Source organism: Pseudoclavibacter sp. VKM Ac-2867, assembly GCF_015351275.1.
Lineage (GTDB): Bacteria > Actinomycetota > Actinomycetes > Actinomycetales > Microbacteriaceae > Pseudoclavibacter.
Genome location: NZ_JADKSL010000013.1, coordinates 1 through 24,956, shown reverse-complemented (window position 1 = coordinate 24,956; position 24,956 = coordinate 1). Strand labels below are relative to the sequence as shown.

Annotated in this window: 23 protein-coding genes and 1 pseudogene; 8 read left to right on the top strand and 16 right to left on the bottom strand. The window is 68.9% G+C overall.

Annotation, left to right across the window (positions count from 1 at the left end; translation table 11 throughout):
- Positions 1 to 71 precede the first annotated feature (71 nt).
- From ftsY to ITJ67_RS13120, 4 genes are all read left to right on the top strand, one after another.
- A complete protein-coding gene (gene ftsY, locus ITJ67_RS13135; protein ID WP_104332234.1) occupies positions 72 to 947 on the top strand; it encodes a signal recognition particle-docking protein FtsY in 876 nt (291 codons plus the stop codon).
- Between the two features lie 68 nt (positions 948 to 1,015).
- Positions 1,016 to 1,447 (top strand): hypothetical protein, encoded by a 432-nt coding sequence (locus ITJ67_RS13130; RefSeq protein WP_160070632.1) that lies wholly within the window; start codon positions 1,016 to 1,018, stop codon positions 1,445 to 1,447.
- Between the two features lie 115 nt (positions 1,448 to 1,562).
- Entirely contained in the window at positions 1,563 to 1,958 is a 396-nt protein-coding gene (locus tag ITJ67_RS13125; RefSeq protein WP_194677952.1) for a hypothetical protein, read from the top strand.
- An 87-nt stretch (positions 1,959 to 2,045) separates the two neighbouring features.
- Entirely contained in the window at positions 2,046 to 3,413 is a 1,368-nt protein-coding gene (locus ITJ67_RS13120; RefSeq protein WP_160070634.1) for an MFS transporter, read from the top strand.
- A gap of 22 nt (positions 3,414 to 3,435) precedes the next feature.
- Here ITJ67_RS13120 and ITJ67_RS13115 read toward each other — a convergent pair whose 3' ends face one another.
- From ITJ67_RS13115 to ITJ67_RS13105, 3 genes are all read right to left on the bottom strand, one after another.
- A complete protein-coding gene (locus ITJ67_RS13115) occupies positions 3,436 to 4,602 on the bottom strand; it encodes a PQQ-dependent sugar dehydrogenase (protein ID WP_194677951.1) in 1,167 nt (388 codons plus the stop codon).
- Positions 4,603 to 4,750: 148 nt separating this feature from the next.
- Positions 4,751 to 4,966 carry an SCO4848 family membrane protein gene (locus ITJ67_RS13110; RefSeq protein WP_104240636.1) on the bottom strand — a complete coding sequence of 72 codons (216 nt, stop codon included), beginning with the start codon at positions 4,964 to 4,966 and terminating at the stop codon, positions 4,751 to 4,753.
- 9 nt (positions 4,967 to 4,975) lie between these two features.
- Positions 4,976 to 5,560: a gamma carbonic anhydrase family protein gene (locus tag ITJ67_RS13105; RefSeq protein ID WP_194677950.1), complete on the bottom strand. Its 585-nt coding sequence runs from the start codon at positions 5,558 to 5,560 to the stop codon at positions 4,976 to 4,978.
- Between the two features lie 79 nt (positions 5,561 to 5,639).
- On the opposite strand from ITJ67_RS13105, the gene ffh reads away from it, so the two are divergent.
- The gene (gene ffh / locus ITJ67_RS13100) at positions 5,640 to 7,211 is read left to right on the top strand and encodes a signal recognition particle protein (RefSeq protein WP_104240638.1); all 1,572 of its coding nucleotides are present in this window, start codon (positions 5,640 to 5,642) and stop codon (positions 7,209 to 7,211) included.
- Positions 7,212 to 7,318: 107 nt separating this feature from the next.
- On the top strand, positions 7,319 to 8,095 hold the full coding sequence (locus ITJ67_RS13095) for a GntR family transcriptional regulator (RefSeq protein WP_104240639.1): 777 nt from the start codon (positions 7,319 to 7,321) through the stop codon (positions 8,093 to 8,095).
- Between the two features lie 87 nt (positions 8,096 to 8,182).
- Here ITJ67_RS13095 and ITJ67_RS13090 read toward each other — a convergent pair whose 3' ends face one another.
- From ITJ67_RS13090 to ITJ67_RS13080, 3 genes are all read right to left on the bottom strand, one after another.
- Positions 8,183 to 8,590, bottom strand: coding sequence for a tautomerase family protein (locus ITJ67_RS13090; RefSeq protein ID WP_160070636.1), 408 nt, complete (start codon positions 8,588 to 8,590; stop codon positions 8,183 to 8,185).
- Positions 8,591 to 8,779: 189 nt separating this feature from the next.
- Positions 8,780 to 9,784 carry a sugar phosphate isomerase/epimerase family protein gene (locus tag ITJ67_RS13085; protein WP_194677949.1) on the bottom strand — a complete coding sequence of 335 codons (1,005 nt, stop codon included), beginning with the start codon at positions 9,782 to 9,784 and terminating at the stop codon, positions 8,780 to 8,782.
- Between the two features lies 1 nt (position 9,785).
- Positions 9,786 to 10,994 (bottom strand): Gfo/Idh/MocA family protein, encoded by a 1,209-nt coding sequence (locus ITJ67_RS13080; protein WP_194677948.1) that lies wholly within the window; start codon positions 10,992 to 10,994, stop codon positions 9,786 to 9,788.
- A gap of 130 nt (positions 10,995 to 11,124) precedes the next feature.
- Between ITJ67_RS13080 and ITJ67_RS13075 the strand changes: the two genes are divergently transcribed.
- Entirely contained in the window at positions 11,125 to 12,180 is a 1,056-nt protein-coding gene (locus tag ITJ67_RS13075; protein WP_194677947.1) for a LacI family DNA-binding transcriptional regulator, read from the top strand.
- A 54-nt stretch (positions 12,181 to 12,234) separates the two neighbouring features.
- Here the strand turns inward: ITJ67_RS13075 and ITJ67_RS13070 are convergent, their stop codons facing one another.
- Complete coding sequence (locus tag ITJ67_RS13070; protein ID WP_194677946.1) at positions 12,235 to 13,461, bottom strand: galactokinase; 1,227 nt, start codon at positions 13,459 to 13,461, stop codon at positions 12,235 to 12,237.
- 332 nt (positions 13,462 to 13,793) lie between these two features.
- Between ITJ67_RS13070 and ITJ67_RS13065 the strand changes: the two genes are divergently transcribed.
- A complete protein-coding gene (locus tag ITJ67_RS13065) occupies positions 13,794 to 15,329 on the top strand; it encodes a DEAD/DEAH box helicase (protein ID WP_104298495.1) in 1,536 nt (511 codons plus the stop codon).
- Positions 15,330 to 15,500: 171 nt separating this feature from the next.
- Here the strand turns inward: ITJ67_RS13065 and ITJ67_RS13060 are convergent, their stop codons facing one another.
- From ITJ67_RS13060 to ITJ67_RS13020, 9 genes and pseudogenes are all read right to left on the bottom strand, one after another.
- A complete protein-coding gene (locus ITJ67_RS13060; protein WP_194677945.1) occupies positions 15,501 to 16,184 on the bottom strand; it encodes a GntR family transcriptional regulator in 684 nt (227 codons plus the stop codon).
- The gene (locus ITJ67_RS13055) at positions 16,181 to 17,176 is read right to left on the bottom strand and encodes a DMT family transporter (protein ID WP_194677944.1); all 996 of its coding nucleotides are present in this window, start codon (positions 17,174 to 17,176) and stop codon (positions 16,181 to 16,183) included. The genes ITJ67_RS13060 and ITJ67_RS13055 overlap by 4 nt, the downstream gene beginning before the upstream one ends.
- Positions 17,177 to 17,281: 105 nt before the next feature.
- Positions 17,282 to 18,754, bottom strand: a complete 1,473-nt coding sequence (locus ITJ67_RS13050; RefSeq protein WP_194677996.1) for a sugar porter family MFS transporter — start codon at positions 18,752 to 18,754, stop codon at positions 17,282 to 17,284.
- 163 nt (positions 18,755 to 18,917) lie between these two features.
- The gene (locus ITJ67_RS13045) at positions 18,918 to 19,790 is read right to left on the bottom strand and encodes a sugar phosphate isomerase/epimerase family protein (RefSeq protein WP_104332248.1); all 873 of its coding nucleotides are present in this window, start codon (positions 19,788 to 19,790) and stop codon (positions 18,918 to 18,920) included.
- Between the two features lie 9 nt (positions 19,791 to 19,799).
- Positions 19,800 to 20,822, bottom strand: coding sequence for a Gfo/Idh/MocA family protein (locus ITJ67_RS13040; RefSeq protein ID WP_104341549.1), 1,023 nt, complete (start codon positions 20,820 to 20,822; stop codon positions 19,800 to 19,802).
- Between the two features lie 25 nt (positions 20,823 to 20,847).
- On the bottom strand, positions 20,848 to 21,759 hold the full coding sequence (locus ITJ67_RS13035; RefSeq protein ID WP_104240651.1) for a sugar phosphate isomerase/epimerase family protein: 912 nt from the start codon (positions 21,757 to 21,759) through the stop codon (positions 20,848 to 20,850).
- A gap of 63 nt (positions 21,760 to 21,822) precedes the next feature.
- On the bottom strand, positions 21,823 to 23,721 hold the full coding sequence (gene iolD / locus ITJ67_RS13030) for a 3D-(3,5/4)-trihydroxycyclohexane-1,2-dione acylhydrolase (decyclizing) (protein WP_228502823.1): 1,899 nt from the start codon (positions 23,719 to 23,721) through the stop codon (positions 21,823 to 21,825).
- A gap of 50 nt (positions 23,722 to 23,771) precedes the next feature.
- Positions 23,772 to 24,701 carry a 5-deoxy-glucuronate isomerase gene (iolB, locus tag ITJ67_RS13025; RefSeq protein WP_194677942.1) on the bottom strand — a complete coding sequence of 310 codons (930 nt, stop codon included), beginning with the start codon at positions 24,699 to 24,701 and terminating at the stop codon, positions 23,772 to 23,774.
- A gap of 58 nt (positions 24,702 to 24,759) precedes the next feature.
- Positions 24,760 to 24,956 (bottom strand): annotated as a pseudogene (locus ITJ67_RS13020) (methylmalonate-semialdehyde dehydrogenase (CoA acylating)); the annotation flags it as partial.

The following is a 24,956-nucleotide window of genomic DNA, read 5'->3' as shown; positions in this document are numbered from 1 at the left end:
CCTGTTCAGGATTCTGCCTTTGGCTGAGGGGCGAACTCCCATGGTGTCAGAGCGCTGACTACGCTTGGCACATGGCTGAACGCACTCCCTGGTCACTGTCCGGCGCTCTGCGCGGCATGTTCGGCAGGCAGAAGATCGATGAGACGACGTGGGACGACCTCGAGGAGGCGCTGATCACGGCCGATTTCGGGCCCGACATCACCGACGAGATCGTCGAGCAGCTGCGCGACCAGGTCGCTCGGTTCCACACGGAGGACCCCAAGGACCTGAAGCGGATGCTCCGCGAGCTCATCGAGGAGCGCCTGTCGAAGTTCGACACGACGCTGAACCTCCGGGAGCGTCCTGCGGTGACGCTCGTGGTCGGGGTGAACGGCGTCGGCAAGACGACGACGATCGGCAAGTTCGCCAACTTCCTCCGCATCAACGGCCGCACGGTGGTCGTCGCGGCGGCCGACACGTTCCGCGCGGCCGCCGTGGACCAGCTCGCGACGTGGGCGCAGCGCGCCGGCGCGGGCATCGTGCGCCCGCAGCAGCACGGCCAGGATCCGGCCTCCGTCGCCTACCAGGCGGTGGAGATCGCCATGCGCGAGGGACTCGAGATGGTGGTCATCGACACGGCTGGCCGCCTGCAGACGAAGAGCGGCCTCATGGACGAGCTGTCGAAGATCCGCCGCGTGGTCGAGAAGCTCGCCCCCATCTCCGAGGTGCTGCTCGTCCTGGACGCGACGACGGGGCAGAACGGTGTCGCGCAGGCCGAGGCCTTCATCCAGCACGCTGGCGTGACGGGCCTCGTTGTGACGAAGCTCGACGGCTCCGCCAAGGGCGGCTTCGTGCTGGCCGTGCAGGAGCGCACGGGCCTGCCCATCAAGCTCATCGGCCAGGGTGAGGGCATCAACGACCTCGCCGGCTTCACTCCGCACGTGTTCGCGGAGAAGCTCGTCGGCTGACCGCTGCTGATCGATGAGGGGAGGGAGTCTGGTGGACTCCCTTCGCGGAGGAGAAGGAGGAGGCTGCTGTGGAACCTGACGGAGTGATCGCTGTCCTCTCGTCCGCGCTCGCGGTGGCCCTCGCGGGAGCCGGCGGAGTCCTGCTCGGAGTCGGCGGGGTGCCGGTCCGGTCGTGGCCGGTGACGGTGCTCGCGATGGTGAGCATGCTCGGCGGGGTGCTGCTGATCTTGTCCGACCTGGTTTCGCCGCCGTGGATCGGCCTGGTCTTCGCGCTGGTCGTCGTCGTCGCGAACGCGGTGACAAGCGCGCTCCGGTGGAGGAGGCTCCCGCAGCTGAGCGGGGCCCGGCTGCCTGAGCTGTTCCGGCTTGTCCTGTTGCGCCCGGACATCCTGCGGCGGATGGGCGCGGATGCGGTGCAGCTGGAGGACGAGCGGCTCCGCAGGCAGGGCGGTCGCGGCGCCGACCCCGACGCTCGGCGGCAGCGGGGTCCGAGGCGCTAGCGCGGGTCCGCTTGCGCGCCGCGCTGCGCCTCACCGAGAGCTCGGCGGCACAGACGCTCACCGGCTTGTCGGCCCTTGGGAGTACGCTTCAGGCCACGTGCCGAGGAGGTCGCTCATGATGACGGATGGGCTGTTCGTGTTCCTTGCCTACGCGCTCGCGGTGGTGCTCGCGGGCGGCGGCGGCGTGTTCCTCGCGCTCGGGACGGTGCCCGTGACCTCGTGGCCGGTGAAGGCCTTCGCCATGGCGAGTCTCATCGGTGCTGGGCTGCTGGTGTCCTTCGCCTTCCCGTCGCTCACCTGGATAAGCGCCATCTACGTCGTCGTCGCGGTCGCCGCCAACGCCGTCGCCAGCGCGCTGCGGTGGAAGAGCCTCCCGGTGTTCCGCGACGAGCCCCTGCCGGAGCTGCTGCGCTTCGAGCTGCTGCGGCCGTCGATCCTGCGCCGCATGGCAGCTGATGCAGAGCGGGACTCGGACGGTGCGGGCCATCCAGAAGATGCCCGAAGCGTGTAACGCGCTCGGTTTTCCCATGCCGCGAGACAAATCCTCGAATTCTCGGGATCGCGGAAGGAATGGCGGCCGGGACGGGTTGCCTGCCTCGTGACCCGCCAGCAACGCCAGATCCTCGTCATCGCGATCCTCTCGTCCTTCGTCGCCTTCCTCGACGGGTCGGTGACGAACGTCGCGCTGCCCGCGATGGTCTCGGAGCTCGGCGGTGGCCTCGGCACGCAGCAGTGGATCGTGGACGCGTACCTCATCACCCTCGGCTCGCTCATCCTCCTAGCGGGTTCCCTGTCCGACGTGTTCGGGCGCATCTCGGTTCTGCGGTTCGGGCTCATCGGCTTCGGGGTGACGAGCGTCGCCATCGCGCTGTCGCCGACTCCCGAGTTCGTCATCGTCGCGCGGGCGCTGCAGGGGGTCGCGGGGGCGCTGCTCGTTCCGAGTTCGCTGGCGCTCATCATCTCGGCATTCCGGGACGCGGCCCAGGCGAAGGCGATCGGCACCTGGACGGCGTGGACGGGTGCGGCATTCCTCGCCGGCCCGTTCCTGGGTGGCCTCGCCGCCGACTACCTGACGTGGCGGCTCGTGTTCGGCATCAACGTCATCCCGATCCTCGTGACGCTGTGGATGCTCACCCGCCTCGGCGCCGGCTTCGATGCGCCTTCGGGTGGCCGCATCGACGTGCTCGGCGCGGTCCTCGGGTTCCTGGGCCTCGGCGGGCCGGTGTTCGCGCTCATCGAGCAGGGCAACTACGGGTGGGGGAGTCCCGTCGTGCTCCTGCCGCTGGTCCTCGGTCTGCTGAGCTTCGCGGCGTTCCTCGTCTGGCAGGCTCGCGCGCCCCATCCGATGCTGCCGCTCGGGCTGTTCCGCATCCGCAACTTCTGGGCCGGCAACATCGCCACGGTCTTCGTCTACGCGGCGCTGTCGCTCGGCGGGTTCGTGCTCGCCATCTTCCTGCAGCAGGTCGCTGGGTTCAGCGCGACCTTCGCGGCGCTGGCGACGCTGCCGACCTCGATCGCGAACGTTGCCCTCTCGTCGTGGTTCGGTTCGCTGAGCGGGCGCTTCGGGCCGCGCCTCTTCATGACGGTCGGGCCGATCCTGGCGGGTGTCGGCACCCTCCTGTACTCGGGGCTTGGCGCCGAGGTGAACTACTGGACTCAGGTGCTGCCTGGCGTGCTCGTCTTCTCCGTCGGCCTCTCGATGACGGTTGCACCGCTCACGTCCGCCATCCTCGGCTCCGTGCCGACGACGCAGTCGGGCATCGGCTCGGCGACGAACAACGCCATCTCCCGCGTGGCCGGGCTCGTCGCGATCGCCATGATCGGCGTCATCGCCGGGGGCACGATCGACGTGGACAGCTTCCAGCCGCTCATGTTCGTCACGGCGGGCCTGCTGTTCGCCGGCGCGCTCAGCTCGTGGCTCGGCGTGCGCAACCCGAAGACGGAGCCTGCGCCCGCGGCGAGCTGATCGTGCCCCGGCGCGGAGCGGGTCAGGATGCGTCGAGCGTGAACTCCAAGAGGGTGTCGTCACCGTCGCGCGGTGATCCGCGCCCGTCGGTGTTGTTCGTGAGCACGAGCAGGCTCCCGGAGGAGGTCACGACGGCGTCGCGGAGCCGGCCGAACTCGTCGACGTAGAGCGCTTCGTCGCTCGCCTCCGACGCCTCCGGAATGGCGATCTTCCAGAGCCGCTCGCCGCCCAGTCCCGCCATGAAGAGGGTGTCGCGCGAGTAGGCGAGGCCGCTCGGGCTTGCCTCGTTCGTCGACCACTGCAGCACGGGGTTCACGAATGTGGCGTCGTCGCCCTGCCCCTCGACGATGGGCCAGCCGTAGTTGCCGCCCGCCGTGATCTTGTTCAGCTCATCCCAGGTGTTCTGCCCGAACTCGCTCGCCCACAGCACCCCGGAGTCATCGAACGCGAGGCCCTGCGGGTTGCGGTGACCCATCGAGTAGACGCGGTTGCCGAAGGGGTTGTCGGCGACGGGGGAGCCGTCGAGCTCCATGCGCAGGATCTTGCCGTTGAGCGAGTTCTGGTCCTGCGCCAGCTCGGTCTGGGATGCGTCGCCGGTCGCCGCGTACAGGTAGCCGTCCGGCCCGATGGCCAACCTGCCCCCGTTGTGGTTGCCGGCTTTCGTGATGCCCTCCACGACGACTTCAGGGCTGCCGACGCCGACGCCGCCTTCCCAGGTGAGGGGGAAGCGCACGATGCGGTTGTCCGAAGCTGCCGTGTAGAACGCGTAGAGCCACTGCGCCTCGTCGTCGCTCGTGCCTGCGAGGGCGAGGCCGAGCAGGCCGCCCTCGCCTCCGGCCTCGACGTCGGCGATGGTCGTGACGACGCGGTTGGGGTTCGAGCCGTCGGCGGACACCTCGAGGATCTGCCCGGTGTCGCGCTCGCTCACGAGGAAGTCGCCCGTCTCGAGTTCGACGACCGACCAGGGCGCCTGGAGCCCGGTCGTGACCACTCGGGGGTCGCCGACGGGGGCGACGGGGCCGGCCTCTTCGCCGGCCGCCTCGGGTGTCGTGGGCGACTGGGCCGTGGATGCTGGCGGCGGGCTCGCCGACGCGCTCGGCTCGGCTTGCTCAGGCGTCGGCGCGCATCCGGCGAGCGTCAGCGCGGCGACGGCGGCGAGGGCGAGCAGGGGAGCGGTGCGCTTGGTCATGACGGTGGCCAATCGGTCGACGAGGGATGCCACCAGTCAAGCCGAGCAGCCTGTGCTGGCGCTCCGTGCCCGTTGGGCCCCGGTCCGCGAGCGGCGAAGCGAGTCAGCGGTTTCCGGTGTCCGCTCACCTGATCAGTTCGTCAGTTCGTCAGTTCGTCAGCAGGAGGATGCCGAGCAGCGCCTGGGCGATGCCGATGACAAGAGCCGCGAGCACCAGTACGGCGTGCACCGTGAGGAACCGCGTCGGGCGTCCGTTCTCGTCGCGAGCCCGCGGGTCGTTCGAGACTCGCCGGTAGAACGAGGGCCAGACGACGACGTTGAAGACGGCGCCGACGAGGAGCGCGATGCTTGCGAGGAAGACCATGCCCCCAGCCTATTGGCGCGTCGACGCCTCCTCGGCGCCGCGCGCCTCGCCGAGCGTCACGGCCGCGCTCGCGGGACTCTGGCGCTTCGCGAGGGTGACATAGCCGGCGGCGTGCGGGATGAACGCCTGGCTCTCCTCCGGTGTGAGCTCGCGTCGCACCTTCGCGGGCACGCCGGCGGCGAGCACGCGGTCGGGGATGCTCGCACCCTCGAGGACGACGGCGCCGGCAGCCACCAGCGCCCCGGTGCCGATCACCGAGCGGGACAGGCACGCCGCCTTCATGCCGATGAGGGATCCGTTCGCGATCCTCGTGCCGTGGAGGAGCGCCTGGTGGCCCGCCGTCACGTCGTCCCCGATGATCGTGTCGACGTCGTGCTCGACGTGCACCACCGTGCCGTCCTGCAGGTTCGACCGTGCGCCGATGACGATGCGGCCGCCCACATCCGCTCGCAGGACGCAGCCGTACCAGACCGAGGAATCGGGGCCGATCTCGACGTCGCCGATGATGACGGCGCCAGGCGCGATCCAGGCGGTCTCGTGGATGCGGGGGGTCTTGCCCTCGAAGGGGAGGATCAGGGGAGCAGCGCTGGTCATGCTCCGATGATCCCAGTTGTGCTTCTCTCAGGCCACCCCGCACACCAGACTCCCCGGCCTCAGCTAAAATGGGTGGACTATGGCCATTTTCGGGAACCTCTCTGACCGGCTGACGCAGACGCTCGCCGGCCTCCGCTCCAAGGGCAAGCTCACGCCCGCCGACGTCGACGGCACCGTGCGCGAGATCCGTCGCGCCCTGCTCGAAGCCGACGTCGCGCTTCCCGTGGTCAAGGACTTCGCCGCGCACGTGCGCGAGCGCGCCCTCGGCGACGAGGTCAATCGCGCCCTCAACCCCGCGCAGCAGGTCGTGCAGATCGTCAACGAGGAGCTCGTGCGCATCCTCGGCGGCGACACCCGCCAGATCGAGTACGCGAAGCAGCCGCCGACGGTCATCATGCTCGCCGGTCTGCAGGGTGCAGGCAAGACGACGCTCGCGGGCAAGCTCGCGAAGCGACTCGCGGGCGAGAAGCACACGCCGCTGCTCGTCGCCGCCGACCTGCAGCGCCCGAACGCCGTCACGCAGCTGCAGGTCGTCGGCCAGCAGGCCGGCGTGCAGGTCTACGCTCCCGAGCCGGGCAACGGCGTCGGCGACCCGGTTCGCGTCGCGACGGATGCCGTCCGCTTCGCGAAGGACAAGCTGCACGACGTCGTCATCATCGACACGGCCGGGCGCCTCGGCGTCGACCAGGAGCTCATGAAGCAGGCGGCCGACATCCGCCGCGCCACGAGTCCCGACGAAGTGCTCTTCGTCATCGACGCCATGATCGGCCAGGACGCCGTCGCCACGGCCAAGGCCTTCCAGGAGGGCGTCGACTTCACGGGTGTCGTGCTCTCGAAGCTCGACGGAGACGCCCGCGGAGGTGCCGCCCTCTCGGTTGCGCAGCTCACCGGGCGCCCCATCATGTACGCGTCGACCGGTGAGGGACTCGACGACTTCGAGGTCTTCCACCCCGACCGCATGGCGAAGCGCATCCTCGACATGGGTGACATCCTCAGCCTCATCGAGCAGGCCCAGAAGGCCTTCGACGAGGACGAGGCGATGGAGATCGCCGGGAAGCTCGCGACCGAGAACTTCACGCTCGACGACTTCCTGAAGCAGATGCAGCAGCTGCGCAAGGCCGGCAACTTCAAGAAGATGATGGGCATGCTCCCGGGCATGGGCCAGATGAAGGAGGCGCTCGAGAATTTCGACGAGCGCGAGCTGGTCCGCACCGAGGCGATCATCCAGTCGATGACCAAGGCCGAGCGCCAGACCCCGAAGCTGCTGAACGGCTCGCGTCGTGCTCGCATCGCCCGCGGTTCCGGCCGCACCGTCACCGACGTCAACGAGCTCGTCAAGCGCTTCGAGCAGGCGGCGAAGATGATGAAGACCGTCGCCCGCGGCGGCACCCCGCAGATCCCGGGCATGGGTCCGATTCCGGGCCAGCACGGCGGACGCAAGGCTCCCGCGAAGGGCGGGAAGAAGAAGCAGCAGGGCAAGCGCAGCGGCAACCCGGCCAAGCGCGCTCAGCAGGCCATCGAGGAAGCTTCGGCTCCGAAGCGTCCAGGCGGCGCGTTCGGTGGCGCGGGCTTCGGGCGCCAGGCGGCCGGTGACGGCCAGCCGAACGAGGCCGAGCTCGAGCAGCTCCAGAAGTACCTGGGGCGCGGCTAGCGACAAGCTCTCGGGGCGGCGTGTCCGCCTCGCCGCGGGCGACGGAGAGAACTCTCCGTAGCCCGAGTAGCATTGTCACGTCATCAAGTCGTCCGAGGAGTGCGCCATTGAGCAATGAAGCTGCAGCAACAGGCGAGGCCCGACTCCCACTCGGGCTGTTCGTCGGCATCGACCGTTCGAGCCCTGTGCCCCTGTACCACCAGGTGTCGGAGCGCATCGAGAAGGCCATCAGGGACGACACGCTTCCGGCCGGATCCAAGCTCGAGAACGAGATCTCGCTCGGGCATCGCCTCGGTCTGTCCCGCCCGACGGTCCGGCGTGCCATCCAGGAGCTCGTCGACAAGGGCCTGCTCGTGCGCCGCCGGGGCGTCGGCACCCAGGTCGTGCACGGCCCCGTGACCCGCAACGTCGAGCTGACGAGCCTCTTCGAGGACCTCGAGCGCTCGGCGCAGAAGCCCACCACGACGCTCCTCTCGCGGCGGGTGGAGGACGCGACCCCCGAGCTCGCCGAGACCCTCGGCATCGAGGTCGGAAGCCCGACGCTGCACATCTCGCGCCTTCGGAGTGCGGACGGGGTGCCGCTGGCGATCCTCGACAACGTGCTGCCGGAGCCGTTCGTCGAGCTGACGGAGGACGAGCTCGTCCAGCATGGGCTCTACCAGCTCCTGCGGGCCCGCGGCGTGACGATGCGCATCGCCAAGCAGCGCATCGGTGCGCGCACGGCTTCGCGTGAGGAAGAGCGCCTGCTCGATCTCTCCGGTGGTGCCGCGGTGCTCACGATGTCGCGCGTCGCCTTCGACGCTACGGGCCGCGCGGTCGAGTACGGCCGTCACTGCTATCGTCCCGACCTCTATACGTTCGAGATCACGCTCGTCGAGCGCTGACCTGGCTCGGCTGCTGCACGGAGAACGCCCACGGCTGAGCCGTGGGCGTTCTCCATGGAGCCTCGGGGGCGCTAGCCTCGGGGTGCGCTATGCGCGGTTCGGCACCGCGAGCTCACCCGTGAGGTACTGGGCGCGGCCGAAGCCGAAGGTCCAGTCCTCCGGTCCGTTCTCGACGTAGCCGATGAAGACGTCGTTGCCTTCGACGCCGCGCTCGCCCAGCGCCTCGGCGATGCGGGCGTAGAGGGACTGCTTCGCCTCGGGCGTGCGTCCGCGCTGCGTGAAGATCTGGATCATGACGACACCTGACGAGCGCTCGAAGCCGAGGCCGGCGTCCTGGGCGATGATCTGCCCGCTCTGGTGCTCGGTGATGATCTGGAATCGGTCGCGAGGGGGAATCCCGTACTCGGCGACGATGGCGTCGTGGATGGCGTCGGCGATGGACGAGATCTGCTCGGGGCTGCGGCCGGCGTTGACGTCGATGCGTACGAGAGGCATGGTGCGGTGTCCTTGAGGTCGAGGGGGAGACGACGTGTGTTGTCTGCGCTCTGATTCTAACGCCAAAAGTCCTAATGTCCTAACAAATAGGAGGCGCGCACCGAGACCACGAAGGGCCGCATCCAAGCGGATGCGGCCCGTGTGGTCAGGTACGGAGCTCTCGCAGAAGAGTCGCACCCGAGTCTGAGGTCAGAGCGATGCCTCGAGAGCGGCTTCCGCGTCGGTGAGTACCTTCGCGGCGACCTCGAGGCCCTCGATGCGGCCGAGCGAGGTGTCCTCGTGCTCGATGTTGACCCACATCTCCGGGTCGACCTCGTGCAGCGCACGAAGGAACTCCGTCCAGAACGCGGTGTCGTGGCCGCGCCCGAGCGCGACGAAATCCCACGCGGAGTTCTTCGGCCATTCGTTCGCCCACTCGTCGCCGCCCAGGTTGGTGCGCGGCTCGTCCGCCGAGAGCTTGCGGAACTGGTTGTCGAGCACGCCGTAGATCGCAGCCGCCGGGTTGACGCGGACGTCCTTCGCTGCGGCATGGAAGACCCACTCGCCGAGGTCGCGGACGACGGCCACCGGGTCCATCTGCTGCCAGAAGAGGTGCGAGGCATCGAGCTCGACGCCGATGTTCGTCGTGCCAGCGCGCTTGATCAGCTCGCGGAAGTTCGCAGGGTTGAACACCACGTTCTGCGGGTGCAGCTCGAGGGCGACCTTCACGCCGTGCTCGCGAGCGAGCTCGTCGATCTCAGCCCAGAACTCTGCGGCCACGTCCAGCTGGTAGTCGATGACGTCGAGCGCCGCCGAGTTCCAGGCGTTGACCACCCAGTTGACGGTGGTCGCGCTGGGCTCACCACCGGGCAGTCCCGACATCGTGACGACCCGGTCCTGTCCGAGTCGAGCGGCCAGGCGGATCGAGCGACGGATGTCCTCGGCGTGCTGCTCGCCGATCGCGCGGTCAGGATGCAGCGGGTTGCCGTTGCAGTTGAGGCCGGCGATCGAGACGCCGGTGCCCTCGAACTGCGCGAGGAACGCGTCCCTGGCCTCGTCGCTCTCGAGGATCTCGTCGAAGTTCGGGATGTGCGTGGCGGGGAGGAACCCGCCCGAATTGAGCTCGATGCCGGTGAGGCCCAGCTCGGAGATGACCGTGATCGCCTCGGGGAGCGAGCGGTCGTGGAGGATCGCGTTGTAGACGCCGAGACGCATGTCATGCTCCGTTCTTGCGTGTGCTGGTGGGGGAGATGCGGACGGCTGCGCCGTCCGCCGCGGCCGACTCGGCGACGGCGTGGAGAAGCTCCATGTTGTGGATTCCCTCCTCGAAGCTCGCGCAGCGGGGGAGTGAGTCCTCTTCTGAGATCCCCGCCACCTCCTCGAGGAAGGAGCGTGCCTGGTAGGAGAAGGCCTCGTTCTGGCCGAAGCCGACGCTGGGGGCGTCCATCGCGAGACCGCCGGCGATATAGGGATGCTCCGGGCCGAGGATGATCTGGCGGTACCCGTTCTGGGCGGATGGGGCGTCGTTGAGGAAGAGCTCGATCTCGGAGGGGCGGCGCTGGTCGTAGCGGGCGGCGCCGTTCTCGCAGAACACCTCGAAGATGAGGCTGTTCGCGTGGCCTCGGGCGACTCGGGAGACCTCGATGGCTCCGGCACCCTGGGTGAACTTGAGCGAAAACGCCGCGTAGTCGTCGTTCTCGACGGGTTCGAACGTGTCGCTGACCGCTGCGTGGTCGTGCCCGAGCACCGCGCCGAGCGGGAGTGGCCGCTCGTGGATGACCGTGCTGAGGGTGCCGCCGCTGACTTCCTGGATCTCGCCGCCGAGGAACTCCGCGATATAGGTCATGTGGCTTCCGACATCGGCGAGGGCGCCGCTGCCGGGGCCGCCCTTGAAGCGCCAGCTCATGGGCGCGGTCGGGCTGCACGCGTAGTCGGTCCAGTAGCGACCGCTGAAGTGCAGGAGCTTGCCGAGTGTTCCGTCCTGGATGAGCTGGCGGATGTACGCGATGCCGGGGGAGCGGCGATAGGTGAAGCCGATGCGGGCGATGGAGTCCGCGCGCTCGGCGGCTGCTGCCATGGCGTGGGCGTCCTCGATCGAGTCGCTGAGCGGCTTCTCGCAGAGCACGTGCTTGCCGGCGGCGAGGAGCCCCTCGACGACCTCGCGGTGCAGCGAGTTCGCGATGACGACGCTGACGACGTCAATGTCGTCGGCTGCCGCGATGGCCTGCCAGGAGGAGTCGGTGCGCTCGTAGCCGAAGCGTTTGGCGGCGAGTGCGCCGAACTCCGGGTTGACGTCTCCGATCGAGACGAGGCGGATCTCCGGCAGCGTGGGGCTGTAGAGGGTGGATGCGACGCGGTAGGCGGCGGCGTGTGCGCGGCCCGCCATGCCTGCGCCGATGACGGCGACGCCCAGTGGCTTTGTCATTGGTTCTCCTGTGTTTCTGCGAGAGCTGTGTTGGGTGAGCGCAGGCGACCGACGACGGTGTTGGAGCGCTACACTGGAAGGTAGGTCATGAAACAATGTCCTGTCAAACGATCGTCGTCCGGAGTGTCGAATGCCCCCTTCCCCGCGCCAGAAGCGCCCGACGATCTACGACGTCGCCGAACGCGCCGGAGTCTCGAAATCTCTCGTCTCGCTCGTGCTGCAGAACTCGACTCGCGTCAGCGACGAGAAGCGAGCAGCGGTGCGCGCGGCGATCCAGGAGCTCGGGTACCTGCCGAGCCGGGCCGCCACGGCACTCGCCGGAAACCGCACACGTGCCATCGGCGTCATGATCGACGACTTCCGGAACCCCTGGTTCGTCGATCTGCTCGAGGGGATGCAGGCGGTGCTCGACGCGCCGGGCTTCCACGTCACCGTCGCCGACGCGAACCTCAACGCGCACCTCGAGCAGTCGCCCATCAGCGGCTTCCTGGCGGCGGGTGTCGAGGGGCTCGTCATCGGCGGCGACGTCGACGCGGTTCCCGCCGAGGGGTTCCCCGTGCCGACGGTCGTCGCCGGCAATCGTGCCATCGTGCCGGCGGGCGCCGACCTCGTCGCGAACGACGACGAAGCCGGCGCGCGGCTCGCCGTCGAGCACCTTCGCGACCTCGGGCACACGCAGATCGGCCATGTCACGGGAACCGGCCGCGCCGCCGAGCTCCGGCGGCGCTCCTACGAGCGCGCCATGCGCGACGCGGGGCTCGAGCCGCGTGTCATCGGCGGCTCGGGAGCAACCGACCAGGGCGAGGGGCGCCGCGCATCACGAGAGCTCTTCGAGCGTTGGCCCGCCACGAGCGCCGTCTTCGCGGCGAACGACGTCATGGCGCTCGGTGTGCTCGGAACCCTTGATGAGCTCGGCCTGCGCGTTCCCTCGGACGTGTCGATCGTGGGCTACGACGATTCGCACCTCGCGGGCTTCGACCACCTCTCGCTCACCTCGGTCGATGACCGAAGCGCCGAGGTCGGTCGGGCCGCGGCTGAGCTCCTGCTCGCCCGCATCGAGGGGGTGCGGACGGCTGCACGCGACGGGGCGGCAGGGGTTCCGTCTCGGGCGGCCCGGAAGGTCATCCAGCCAACGCTCACCGTGCGCGGCTCGACGGCGACCGCGGCGACCGCCACGAACACCTGAGGCCGCCACCGGTTCTCCAGCTACGAGCCAGCACGAGTGCCAGGCGGCTGTGACTCAGCGGTCTCGACGCGCCCCAGCAGCGGGTTCGAAAGCCAGCACGAGCGGCTCTTCCCACCCCTGCTCGGCGTACGCTCCCAAGACGCTCTCGCGCAGCTCGTCGAACTTGTCTGCGGGATGCATGACGAACACCGAGCCGCCGAGGCCCGTGCCGGTCATGCGGGCGCTCGCCGCGCCCAGGTAGGTGGCCAGCTCGACGGTGAAGTCGATGCGCGGCGTCGAGACCTCGAAGTCCTCGCGAAGCGACACCTGCGATTCTGCAAGGAGATGGTTCCGGGATTCGGGCGCCTCTCCGGTACGCATGAGCTTCGTGAACTCGAGCGTGCGGGCGATCTCGGACACCACATGCCGTGCGCGCCTGAACACGGTGTCGTCGAGCCGCTCGGCCGCTGCGTCAAGCTCCGCGGGCCGCACCTCGCGAAGCGTCTGGAACCCGAGGGTCTCGGCCGCGCGGGCGCAGTCGTCTGCCCGCTGCGCGAACTCGGCCGACCAGTTGCGGTGCGCTTCCTTGGTGTCGATGAGCACGCGCACGAAGCCGGAATCGACGGAGCTCGGCGCAGGCAGGATCGAGACGTCGGAGCCGCGAGCATCGAAGAACACGTCTTCATTGCTCCGCGCGGCGTGCACGGTGATGTGGTCGCTCAGGCCGCTGGGCGCGCCGACGATGTCCGCCTCCGTCTGGCGCCCGATCTCGGCGAGCTCCTCGACGTTCATCCCGAGGCCCCAGAAGTCGTTGAGTGCGGTGCTGATGGTCGCGCAGACGGATGCCGAGGAGGCGAGTCCGGCGCCGACGGGCACGTCCGTCGTGAGGAAGATGTCGAGGCCCGTACCCAGGAAGAAGGGAACTCCGGGGTCGGTCTCGTCGCCGTCGCCGCGCGTGCCCTCCGGCGGGTTCTCGCGAGCGAAGCGGAGCATGCTGGCGACCGCGCCGAGCGGGTAGGCGCGCCAGTCGCGTGCGGGGATCTCCGAGGCGATCGATCGCAGGTCGGTGACCGCCTCGTCCGGCGAGAGGTCGGTGACGATGCGGATGCGCCCGTCGTCGCGGGGCGCGATCGCCGCGCTGGAGCGCAGGGGGATCGCGCAGGCGTACCCGACGCCATCCTGCAGGTCGGTGTGGTCGCCCATGATGCTGACCCGGCCGGGTGCCGACCAGACTCCGAGGGGCTCTCGCTCGAACGCGGCTCGGAAGCCGTCGCACACGATCGTCGTCAGGTCTCTGCTCATCTCGTCACCGTTTCTCAGGCATGGGCGAATGGGCGTCCGCCCCTGTGCATGCGCACGGTGATTCTAATAAATGCGTCCTGGACGAGCGCCGAAACCCCCGCGAGTGGGCCGTCCCCCTGGTCGGGAGGCGCTCGGCGTGCTAGGGTCGACAGCTTGTGGGTCCTATTTCCCACGATCGTCGTACCGTTTGTTGTTCGAGGGCACCTTTTCTGCCTCGGCACGATTTCACGAGTTGCGGCGAACGGGCACATTCGCCCGCATCATCGCCGCAAGAGCGCAGCACACGAGTGTTGTGCGTTCTCTGCGTGCCGATTGAAAGGCATGACCTCCATATGACGGAAACCACCTCAACTTTCGCCGAACTCGGCGTCCCCAAGTCGCTCGTGACCGTGCTCGACGCAGCCGGCAAGCACGAAGCCTTCCCCATCCAGCAGTCCACGCTTCCGAGCACCCTCGCGGGTCGCGACGTCCTCGGCCGTGGAAAGACGGGCTCCGGCAAGACGCTCGCGTTCGCCATCCCGCTCGTCGCACGCCTCGCCGGTGCAGTGTCCGGCGGCAAGCGCCGCCCGGGCCGCCCGCTCGGCCTCGTGCTGCTCCCGACCCGTGAACTCGCGACCCAGGTCGCCGCGGTCATCGAGCCGCTCGCGAAGGCCGCCGGCCTCACCGTGACGACCGTCTTCGGCGGCGTCTCGCAGCGCCCCCAGGAGACCGCGTTCCGCAACGGCGTCGACATCGTCGTGGCCTGCCCCGGCCGCCTCGACGACCTCATGAAGCAGCGCATCGTGAACCTCGATGCCGTCGAGGTCACCGTGCTCGACGAGGCCGACCACATGGCCGACCTCGGCTTCCTGCCCGTCGTCACGCGCATCATGAACGCGACGCCGCAGTCCGGCCAGCGTCTCCTCTTCTCCGCCACGCTCGACAACGGCGTGGACAAGCTCGTGAAGAAGTTCCTGAGCGACCCGATCCTCCACTCGGTCGACGAGTCGAACTCGCACGTCGCCGCCATGACGCACCACGTGTACGAGGCGGAGACGCCTGAGGCGAAGACCGCCCTCGTCCACGCGCTGGCGAGCGGCAAGGGCCGTCGCATCATGTTCATGCGAACCAAGCACCAGGCGAAGAAGCTCGCGAAGCAGCTGACCGCGTCCGGCATCCCCGCCGTCGACCTGCACGGCAACCTGTCGCAGAACGCCCGTGACCGCAACCTCGCGGCCTTCTCCGGTGGCGAGGTCAACGTGCTCGTCGCGACCGACGTCGCCGCCCGCGGTGTGCACGTCGACGCCATCGAGCTCGTCGTCCACGTCGACCCGCCCGCCGAGCACAAGGCGTACCTGCACCGCTCCGGCCGCACCGCCCGCGCGGGCTCCGAGGGTGACGTCGTCACGCTCATGCTCCCGAGCCAGCGCAAGGACACCGAGATGCTGCTGCGTCGCGCCAAGATCGGCGTCACCCCGCAGCGTGCGAACGTCAACTCGCCGTTCGTGAACGAGCTCATCGGCGAAGTCGCGCCGACCGTGCGCCCCGTTCCGGGCGGACCGGGATCCGGCAACGTCGAGGTCAGCCAGGGCCGTGGCACGTCGCAGGGAGCGAACGCTCGTCGCAAGCGCGACGCTGCTCCTGCTCGCGGTGGCGCAGCTCGTGGCGGCTCCGGCAACGGCGGCGGCCGCGGTCGTGCAGCCTCGTCCTCCTCGCAGGGCTCGTCCGCGTCGCGTCCAGCGCGCGGACAGGCAGGCGAAGGCGCAGCTCAGGGCCAGCGTCGCGGAGAATCTCGTCCGCGTCGTGCCGGCACCTCCTCGCCGGCCGCGCCTTCGCGTGGTGGCGAGCGCGGCGGTTCGCGTCGCGCCAGCTGGTCCTCCGGCCAGTAGTCAGCGCCTCACACGCAGCATCCCGAACGGGCGGTCCGAGCAATCGGCCCGCCCGTTCGGCGTCTCTCGCGTGCGTGCCCCGTGTGCATCCGCGTGGGGATTCTGCGTCGACGCTGAACGGGCGCGCCCTTCTCGTGCGGATGTCGCTGTGGTTCGGCGTCGGAGGGCGCCTCAGATGGGGGAGCCAGCAAGCAGATGTGCCGTGAGGGCGTCGAGGTGGGCGCGCACCGCCGTTGGGCCATCGTGCTCGAGCAGGGTGAGGTAGCGCTCGTGGTCCTCGGCCAGCCCCTTGGCGCCGTAGTGCTCGTGCGCTCCCGCGAGCAGGAGCCTCACCTCGCTCTCGAGCGAGCGCGCAGTCTCGCTGATCCGGGGGCTCCCGGCCGTATCGATGATCGCCTGGTGCACGGCCGCGTGAGCTGCTTCAAGCTGCCGCCACGAATGTGCATCGGTCACCTCGAGCTCCCGCAGCCGGGCGATCTGAGCCAGGATCGGCGCCCGCACCTCGTCCGGCCAGCCGTCCGGGTGGCGGGAGTTCAGGATGCGCACGGCCTCGGATTCGAGCGCGCAGCGCAGATCCTGCATGGCGCGGATCTCGGCGTCGTCGAGGTTCGTGACCTCGACTCCCTTGTAGGGAGCTGAGTGGACGAGGCGCTCGGACGCGAGGGTGGCCAGCGCCGTTCGCACCGTGTGCCGCGAGAGCCCGAACTCGGCGGCGAGGTGCTCCTCGCGCAGCGATTCGCCGCGGACGTAGCTTCCCTCGAGGATCCGGTCGCGGAGGGTCGCCGCGAGCTTCGCCGACGCGGTCGGCCGCGGCGTGAGCGCGGCGGCCTCGGGATGGGGCTTCTGGTGGTTCATCGCGCGCGTCGGCCCGCCGGGTCCTGGCTCGCGTCCGTTGCACGTGCGGGCAGCGGACCGCCACTGCGTGTGCGAGCCCGAGTCGCGCCGAAAACGAGGACCACGATCCCCGCCGCGAGCACGATGAGGCCGAGGGCTTCGAGACCGGCGAGCTGCTCTCGCAGCACGAGCAGCCCGAGGATGCTCGCGGTCAGTGGCTCCGCGAGCGTCAGTGTCGAGACGGTCGCGGCCTGCAGCTTCGCGAGCCCGGCGCCGAAGCAGAGGTAGGCGACGGTGGTGGTGACGACGCCCAGCCACGCCGCGGTCGCGAGGCCGGCCGGCGTGAGCATCCACTCGGCGCCGCTCACGAGGAGCAGGGGGATGCTGGCGACGCCAGCGACGCCGAAGACGATGCCCATGGTGCTGCCGGAGCTCATTCCCCGGTTCATGAGCGCCTTCGCCGAGAGGGTGTAGATGCTGTAGCTCGCGCCGGCGCCGACCGACGCTGCGATGCCGCCGAGGTTCGCGCCGCCGGCATCCCCTGCCCCGGCGGCAGCGATGAGGGCGACGCCGAGGATGGCGATCGCGGTCGCGACGCCCCAGCTCAGGCCGGGGAAGCGGCGCTCGAGCCCCCACTGCAGGAGGCCGGTGATGACCGGGGCTGATCCGAGCGCCAGGACGGTGCCGACGGCGACGCCGCTGCCCGCCGTCCCAGCGAAGAACAGCGGCTGGTAGAGGAGCACGCCGAGCGCGCCCAGGGCGATGAGTCCGAGATGGGCACGATTCGGGCGGCGGATCCGGGCGGAGTCCGGCGTGGGCTGCGGGGGGCCTCCGTGGGCGCCCTGGCGGCGCAGCGCGGCGAACAGTGCCCAGGCGCCGAGGAGCGTGCCGCCGAGCGCGAGGCGAGCGGAGCCCAGCGAGAACGCGCTCACCTCGGGCGCGCCGAGTGCCTGCGCCGTCCCGGTCGTGCCGAAGCAGACCGCGGCGAAGAGGACGAGCAGGAGCGGTGTCATGGGCTGATTGTTACACAATTCTCGGCTCTGCGCCGCACGCGACGAGACAAGCGATGGGCTCGGCCGATTCGGCCGAGCCCATCGCTCGATGGTGCAGCGGGAGTGCTACTTCTTCGCGGTCGGGAGGAAGATCGCTCCGGTCGTGACGTCCTCATCCAGCGCCTCGAGCGTGCGTCCACGAGTCTCGGGGATCTGCGTCGCGACGAAGAGGAGCGCGAGCACGCCGACTCCCGCGAACACGAAGAACGTGCCCGTGATGCCGAGCGCATCCACCACGGAGGGGAAGTACAGCGAGATGAAGCCGTTCGCGACCCAGAGGGCGAAGATCGAGACCCCCATGCCGATGCCGCGCATGTGCAGTGGGAAGACCTCGGAGAGGTAGACCCAGACGGCCACGTTGAGGAACGTCTGCATCGAGCCGACGAAGGCGACGACGAGGAACAGGATGACCCAGGGGCGCAGCGGGTTGCCCGGCTCGAGGATCATGGACGAGAAGCCGATGAGCAGGTGGCAGGCCGTCGTGAGCGAGAAGCCGATGATGAACGTCTTGCGGCGGTCGAACCTGTCCATGTAGGAGAGGGCGATGAAGGCACCGACGACGGCGATGATGCCGGGGGCGATGTTGGCGATGAGCGCCGCGCTCGAGTCGAAGCCCGACTCGATGAGCACGATCTGGCCGTAGTACATGATCGAGTTGATGCCCGTGAGCTGCTGCGCGACACCGAGCCCGATGCCGACCAGCAGGATGCGGCGGAGCCACTTGTTGCCGAGGATGGCCTTGAAGCCGACCTGCTTCTCCTGACCCTCTTCGAGGGCGACCTTCTCGACCTGAGCGAGCTCAGCCTCGGCGCGCTCGGGGGAGCGGACGGTCTTGAGGACCTCGAGGGCCTCGGCGTCGCGGCCCTTCTCGACGAGCCAGCGCGGCGACTCCGGCATACGCAGCATGCCGAAGAACAGGCAGATCGCCGGGATGGCGCAGATGGCGAACATGATGCGCCAGACGCCGTCGAGGTGCCCGAGGGTGTTGCCGAGGATGGCGTTGATGACGAACGCGGAGAGCTGGCCGATGACGATGGCTGCTTCGTTGCGACCCGAGATGGACCCGCGGATCTCGTACGGGGCGAGCTCGGCGAGGAAGACCGGCACGACCGTCGATGCGCCACCGACGGCGAGGCCGAGGAGGATGCGGCCGACGACGAGCACTTCGAAGTTCGGGGTGAAGACGACGACGACGGTGCCGAGGAAGAAGAGCACGGCGAGCATGATGATCGTCTTGCGGCGGCCCCAGCCATCGGAGAGGCGGCCGCAGAAGATGGCGCCGATGGCGGCTGTGAAGACCAGGGAGCTGGTGACGACGCCCTCGGTGAGTGGCGTGAGGCCGAGCTCCTCGGTCATCGGGTTCAGTGCGCCGTTGATGACACCCGTGTCGTAGCCGAAGAGGAGACCGCCGAAGCACGCGACGATCGAGATCAGCCCGAGCCGCGAACGGTGCGGCCCAGCTGTGAGGGGCGGAAGTGATTTCTCGGCGGTGGGGCCCGCCGGGTGCGATGAGGCCATTTGGACGTCCTTGTCATGGATGCTGCGAGGTGGAGCGGGGTTGTGCGGGGGTGCTGCGGGGGCGCGTTTTCTGCGAACGCGTGTCTTGATGGTAACCGAAGAATGACGTGATGTGAATATGTCCTGACAAATATTCTGCAAGAGCGTGTGGCCCCGCAGCTCAGAGCTGCGGGGCCACACGGTGTCAGGAGGAGGCGACAAGCTCCCGGATCTTCTCGAGCTGGAACTTCGAGACCTCGTCGGCCCGTTCGTCTTCCGCGAAGACGTTCGAGACGATGAGCGCGTCCTCACGGTCGAGGTAGCCGATCTGCTTCAGCGTCGTGAACAGCTCCGCGAAGTCGACATCGCCGTCGCCGATGCGCAGGTGCTGGTGGATGCGCGCCTCGTTGCCCGGAGGGTTCGAGATGTAGCGCAGCCCGTGCGAGCGGTGATGGTCGAACGTGTCCGCCGTGTAGACGGCGCCCAGGCGCTCGCCCAGCTCGGGGAGCAGCGTCGTCGCGCGGTCGCCGTAGTGGAAGGTGTGCGAGGCGACGTACACGAAGCCCACGTTCTTGCTGTTGAGCCCGCGGATGACGCGCCACCCCTCGAGCCCGTCCTCGACGAAGTCGTTGGGGTGCGGGTCGATGTTGAGCTGGATGCCCTCGCGCTCGAGGATCGGCAGGAGCGTCTCCATCGAACGGTGGAAGGCGTCCTCTGACTCGTTGAACTGTGCAGGCTCACCGCTGAACTCCGTGTTGATCACGGGGATCTCCAGGATCGAGGCGAGCTCGATGACGCGAGTGAAGTTGCGCACCGCGGCGAGGCGACCCGCCTCTTCTGGGCCCGAGATGCGCTGGACCGGGAGGATGGCGGGGATCGTGACGCCGGCATCCGCTGCGCGCTTCTTGAACTTCAGCGCGTACTCGTCGTCGGCCGACGGGTGGCGGAAGAACCACGAGAAGTCGGGGTGCGGCGTGATCTGCAGGTACTCGTAACCCAGGCGGGCAGCGATATCCGGGAAGTCGAGGAAGCCGGCGTCGTGGTGGAACGGCGTCGGGTCCAGGGCGATGCGAACCATGATGACTCCTTATGCCTTGTCGTAGAACGCGGGGCGCTCGACCTGCTGGACCTCGACGATGCCCCCGTCGAACGCCTTGACGCCCGCCTCGCAGGCCAGGGCCACGCGGTAGCCGTGGAACGCGTCAGGGCCGTCGATGGTGCCGCGGGCGACCGCGTCCACCCAGCGCTGGATCTGCACGTCGTAGGCCGCAGCGAAGCGGGTCACGAACGAGCGGTGCTCCTCCTTCGCGAACGCGCCGTCCGACCAGGTCTGCACGCCGTTGGCCTGGCCGATTCGCGCGAGGCCGTTCGAGAAGACGGCCTCGGTCGCGACCTGGTAGCCGAACTTGATGCTCACGTTCATCTCGACGTCGACGAGGATGCCGTTCTCGAGCTCCAGGAGCACGAGGATCGGCTCCCGCAGTCGCTCCGGCGAGTTCGGGTTGCGGCGCATGTACTTGATCTCGATGCTGCGGATCTCGCTGCCCGCGAGCCACGGGATGACGTCGAGCTCGTGCACCACCGAGTCGTTGATGAGCATGTCCTGCGTGTACGACTCGGGCACGTCGGGGTTGCGGTGCACCGCGCGAAGCGCGAGGAGCTCGCCGGCCTCGCCAGAGGCGATGATCTCGCGCAGGCGGGCGTACTCCGCGTCGAACCGACGCATGAAGCCGAGCTGGATGAGGGGCCGGTCGGATGCGGCCATCTCGGCCTCGACGACCCGGAGCGAGGACGCGGAGTCGGCGGTCAGGGGCTTCTCGCACAGGATGGGGAGCTTCGCCGCGAGGGCGGGCAGGAGGACGGGCTCGTGGAACTTGCCCGGCGTCGCGATGACGACGGCGTCGACGGCGTTCGCCGCGATGGCGTCTTCGATGCTCGTGAACCACTGCGCACCCGGGGCATTCTCGAGGGCTGCGGTGCCGCGTCCCTCATCGGGCTCGATGACGGCGGAGACGATCGCGCCGCTGATGCGCTTCGTGATGCGGGCGATGTGGTCGGCGCCCATGAGGCCGGCGCCGACGACGCCGACGCGGAGGTCAGTTGAAGTCATGGTGATGGTTCCTCTTCTTCAGGTGCTACTTGGCGCGGGCCGCGGGCGTGGAGCCGCAGATGTGCTTGAGCGTGCGCTCGGCGATCGGGTACGGGCGGTCGGCCGAGCAGCCGAACATGTCCTGCTCGACGATGCCGAAGATGTTCGGGTCGATCTCTGCGGCGCGGGCGACGATGGGCCCGAGCTCCGGGATGCCGTTGGGGGGCTCGACCATGATCATGTCGGCGGCTGCTTCTGCCCACGACACGTCGTTCTTGAGCACGTCGAAGAGCTTGTCCGGGTCGACCTGCTTGAGGTGCAGGTAGCCGATGCGCTCGGGGTACGCGTTCATGAGACGGAGGCTGTCGCCGCCGTAGTAGGAGAAGTGGCCCGTGTCGAGGCAGAGGTTCGTGTACCTGGCGTCGGTCTCGGTGAGGAGCCGCTCGACCTCGCGGTACGTGCCCACGTGGCTGTCCGCGTGCGAGTGGAACTGCTGCTTGACGCCGTACTCCTCGAGGAGCGCCTTGCCGAGACGGTCATGCCCGGCTGCGAGGCGCTTCCACTGCTCGGCGTCGAGCGTGCGTGCCTCCTTGGCCTGGCCCGTGATGTCGTCGCGCCACATGTCGGGGATCGTCACGAGGTGCTCGGCACCGAGCTTCGACGCGAGGCCCGCGACGGCGATGGCCTGATCCCAGGCCCGCTGCCACTGGCTCTCGTCCTCGTTGTGGAAGCCCGTGAAGACGGTTCCCGCGGAGAGCTTGAGGCCGCGCGACTCGAGCTCATCGGAGAGCTGGTCGGGGTCGGTGGGGAGGTAGCCGTACGGGCCGAGCTCGATCCACGTGTAGCCGGCCTTGACGACCTCGTCGAGGAACGTCTGCCACGGGATCTGGCCGGGGTGGTCGGGGAGCCAGATGCCCCAGGAGTCAGGTGCGGTCCCGATTCGGATGCTCTGCGACATCGTCGTCTGCTTTCTGTAGAGGGTCGTTCGTGTGCGGTTGGAGGAGTGCTTGCGGCGGGTCGGTCAGCCGAGCAGCGGCCGCTGCGCGGCCTTCTGCTCCAGGTAGTCCTCACGCGCGCTCTTCGTGGAGTCGAGCGTGGAGGTCTCGGCGACCGGTACGTCCCACCATCCCTCGCCGTCGGGGGCGTAGAGGAGGGGGTCGCTGTTGATGTGGATGAGCGTGGAGGTGTCGGACGCCTTGGCCTTCGCCATCGCCTCGCGCAGCTCGCCGATGGCGTTCGTGCTCGGCTCGATCTCAATCGTGTCGATCCCGTAGCTGCGGGCGTTCGCCGCGAGGTCGACCGGGAGGATCTGCTCGCCCTGGAAGTTGGAGCCCGCCTCGTCGAAGGCGCGGTACCAGGTACCGAAGCGCTCGGAGCCGACCGTCTCGGAGAGGTGTCCGATGGAGGCGTAGCCGTGGTTCTGGATGAGCACGACGATGATCTTGATGCCCTCGGCGACTGCGGTGACGAGCTCCGTGTGGAGCATGAGGTACGAGCCGTCGCCGACCATGACGATGACATCGCGGTCAGGGGCAGCACGCCGCACGCCCATGCCTCCTGCGATCTCGTAGCCCATGCAGGAGAACGCGTATTCGACGTGGTAGCCGAGCGGGTCGCGGACGCGCCACAGCTTGTGGAGGTCGCCCGGCAGCGATCCCGCCGCCTGGACGATGACATCGCGGGGGTCGCTGGACTCCTGCACGGCGCCGATGATCTCGGACTGGCCGGGCAGCTCGAGGCCGCTCGGCTCGAACGCGAGGTCGACAGCCGCATCCCACTCGGTCTTCTGGCCCGCGATCTGACGCGAGTAGTCGTCGCTCACGCGGAAGCCGGAGAGGGCCCCGATGAGCTTCACGAGCGTCTCGCGCGCATCCGCGATGACGGGCAGCTGCGAGCCGTGCTTGTAGGCGTCGAACGCGGCGACGTTGATGTTGACGAAGCGCACGCCGTCGTTCTGGAAGACCGTGCGGCTGGCCGTCGTGAAGTCGCTGTAGCGCGTGCCGATGCCGATGACGACGTCGGCCTGCGCGGCGAGGCGGTTCGCGGCGGTCGTTCCGGTCGCGCCGATGCCGCCCAGGTACTGCGGGTGGTCCCAGTCGAGGGCGCCGCCGCCAGCCTGGCTCGTGCCGACGGGGATGCCGGTGGCCTCGACGAAGGCGCGCAGCTCGTTCTCGGCACCCGAGTAGATGACGCCTCCGCCGGCGACGATGATCGGGTTCTTCGCGTTCCTGATCGCCTCGACGGCGCGCGCGAGCGGGCCGGCCTCCGGGAGGGGGCGACGGATGTGCCACTCGCGCTCCTCGAGGAAGGCAAGCGGCACGTCGATGAGCTCCGCCTGCACGTCCTCGGGCAGCGCGATCGTCACGGCACCGGTCTCGGCGGGGTCCGTGAGGACGCGCATGGCGGCGAGCGCGATCGAGTACAGCTGCTCTGGGCGCTGCACGCGGTCGAAGAAGCGGGAGAGGGGACGGAACGCATCCGTCACCTGGATGCCCGTGTCGTGCGGGAACTCGAGCTGCTGCAGGACGGGGTCGGCGACGCGCGTCGCGAACGTGTCGCTCGGCAGGAGCAGCGCGGGCAGGCGGTTCGCGGTGGCGAGTGCGGCGCCCGTGAGCATGTTGGCGGCGCCGGGTCCGACGGATGCGGCGCTCGCGTACGTCGCGCGGCGCCGGCGCATGCGCGCGTAGCCCACCGACTGGTGCACCATCGCCTGCTCGTTGCGCGCCTGGAAGTAGGGCATGAGGCTCGGGTCCTCGACGTTGGCCTGCTTGAGAGCCTGGCCGATGCCGGCGACATTGCCGTGGCCGAAGATTCCGAACATGCCTGGGATCGTGCGCTCACGCACGTCGCCGTCGACGGTGTACTGCTTGCCGAGGAACTCGACGAGGGCCTGGCCGACGGTCATTCGCTTGGTTGACATCTGCGTCATTTCCTTTTGGTGGAGCTGGTTGCTTGGAGAAGCCTGGCGGGTTACTCGGTGCCGTACGGCAGGCGGGAGTCGAACTCCTGGGAGGTCCACTGCTCGCGCACCCAGCCGTGGGCGGGGTCGTCGCTGATGAGCCATTCGCGTGCCTCGTCCGGGCCCGCCATGACGTTCAGGTAGTACAGGTCGTAGCCGGGGGCCGCGACGGCGGGGCCGTGGTAACCGAAGGGGACGAGGGCGATGTCTCCTGTGCGCACGATCTCGTTGATCGAGATCTCGCCCGCCGGCGACGTGTAGGTCGCGAACATGCCGAAGGCGTCAGCGCCCTCTGGCACGGTGGCGTTCTTCGTGGGCTCGCTCTCGAAGTAGTAGATCTCCTCGAGGCGGCTCTCGTGGCCGGGGTGGTGCTCGTCGTGCTTGTGGGGCGGGTACGACGACCAGTTCTCGGCCGGTGTGATGACCTCGCACACGATGAGCTTGGCAGCCTGCAGCGAGCCGGGGATGCCGAAGTTCTGCACCTGACGGCTCGAACGACCGGCACCGCGGAGCTCCACCGGCACGTCGCTCCTGCGGAGCACCTGGAACGGGAAGACCTGGGTTGTCGGCGCCTCGGCGACCGCGACCCTGCCGCGTCCCGTGACCACGGCGCTGGTGCCGACGGGGAGGTAGGCGACGTCCGCGGGCCCGTCGAAGACCGAGGCACGGCCCTCGAGCTCGACGGATGCGGGCGCATCCGCCCCGTCGAGCTCGAGGGACGCGTCTCCGCGGAGGGGGATGACCATTCGCTCAATGTCGCCTGCGGGCAGCTCGAGGCGCACACCATCGGAGAGGTCTGCGACTCGGATGCCCGTGTGTTCCCAGCCGGGGAGCGTCGCATCGACAACGCTCTCCCAGCCGTCTCGCGAGAGGGCTCCGCGGGCCCTGAACCAGGTGTTCTCCGCAGCGTCCCGAGGGGTAGCTGATGTGTGTGAGGACATTGCTCGTGAGTCTTTCTGGTGAATGGTCGTGGTGGGGCAGCTCGTAGTGCTGAGCTGTCTAGTCGTTTTCGGGGAAGCCGAGGTTGATGCCGCCGTGCTTGGCGGGGTCGAGCCAGCGGCTGGTGACGGCTTTCTCGCGGGTGTAGAAGTGGAAGCCCTGGAGGCCGTAGGCCTTGGAGTCGCCGAAGGCGGAGTCTTTCCAGCCGCCGAAGGAGTAGTAGGCGACGGGGACGGGGATGGGGACGTTGATGCCGA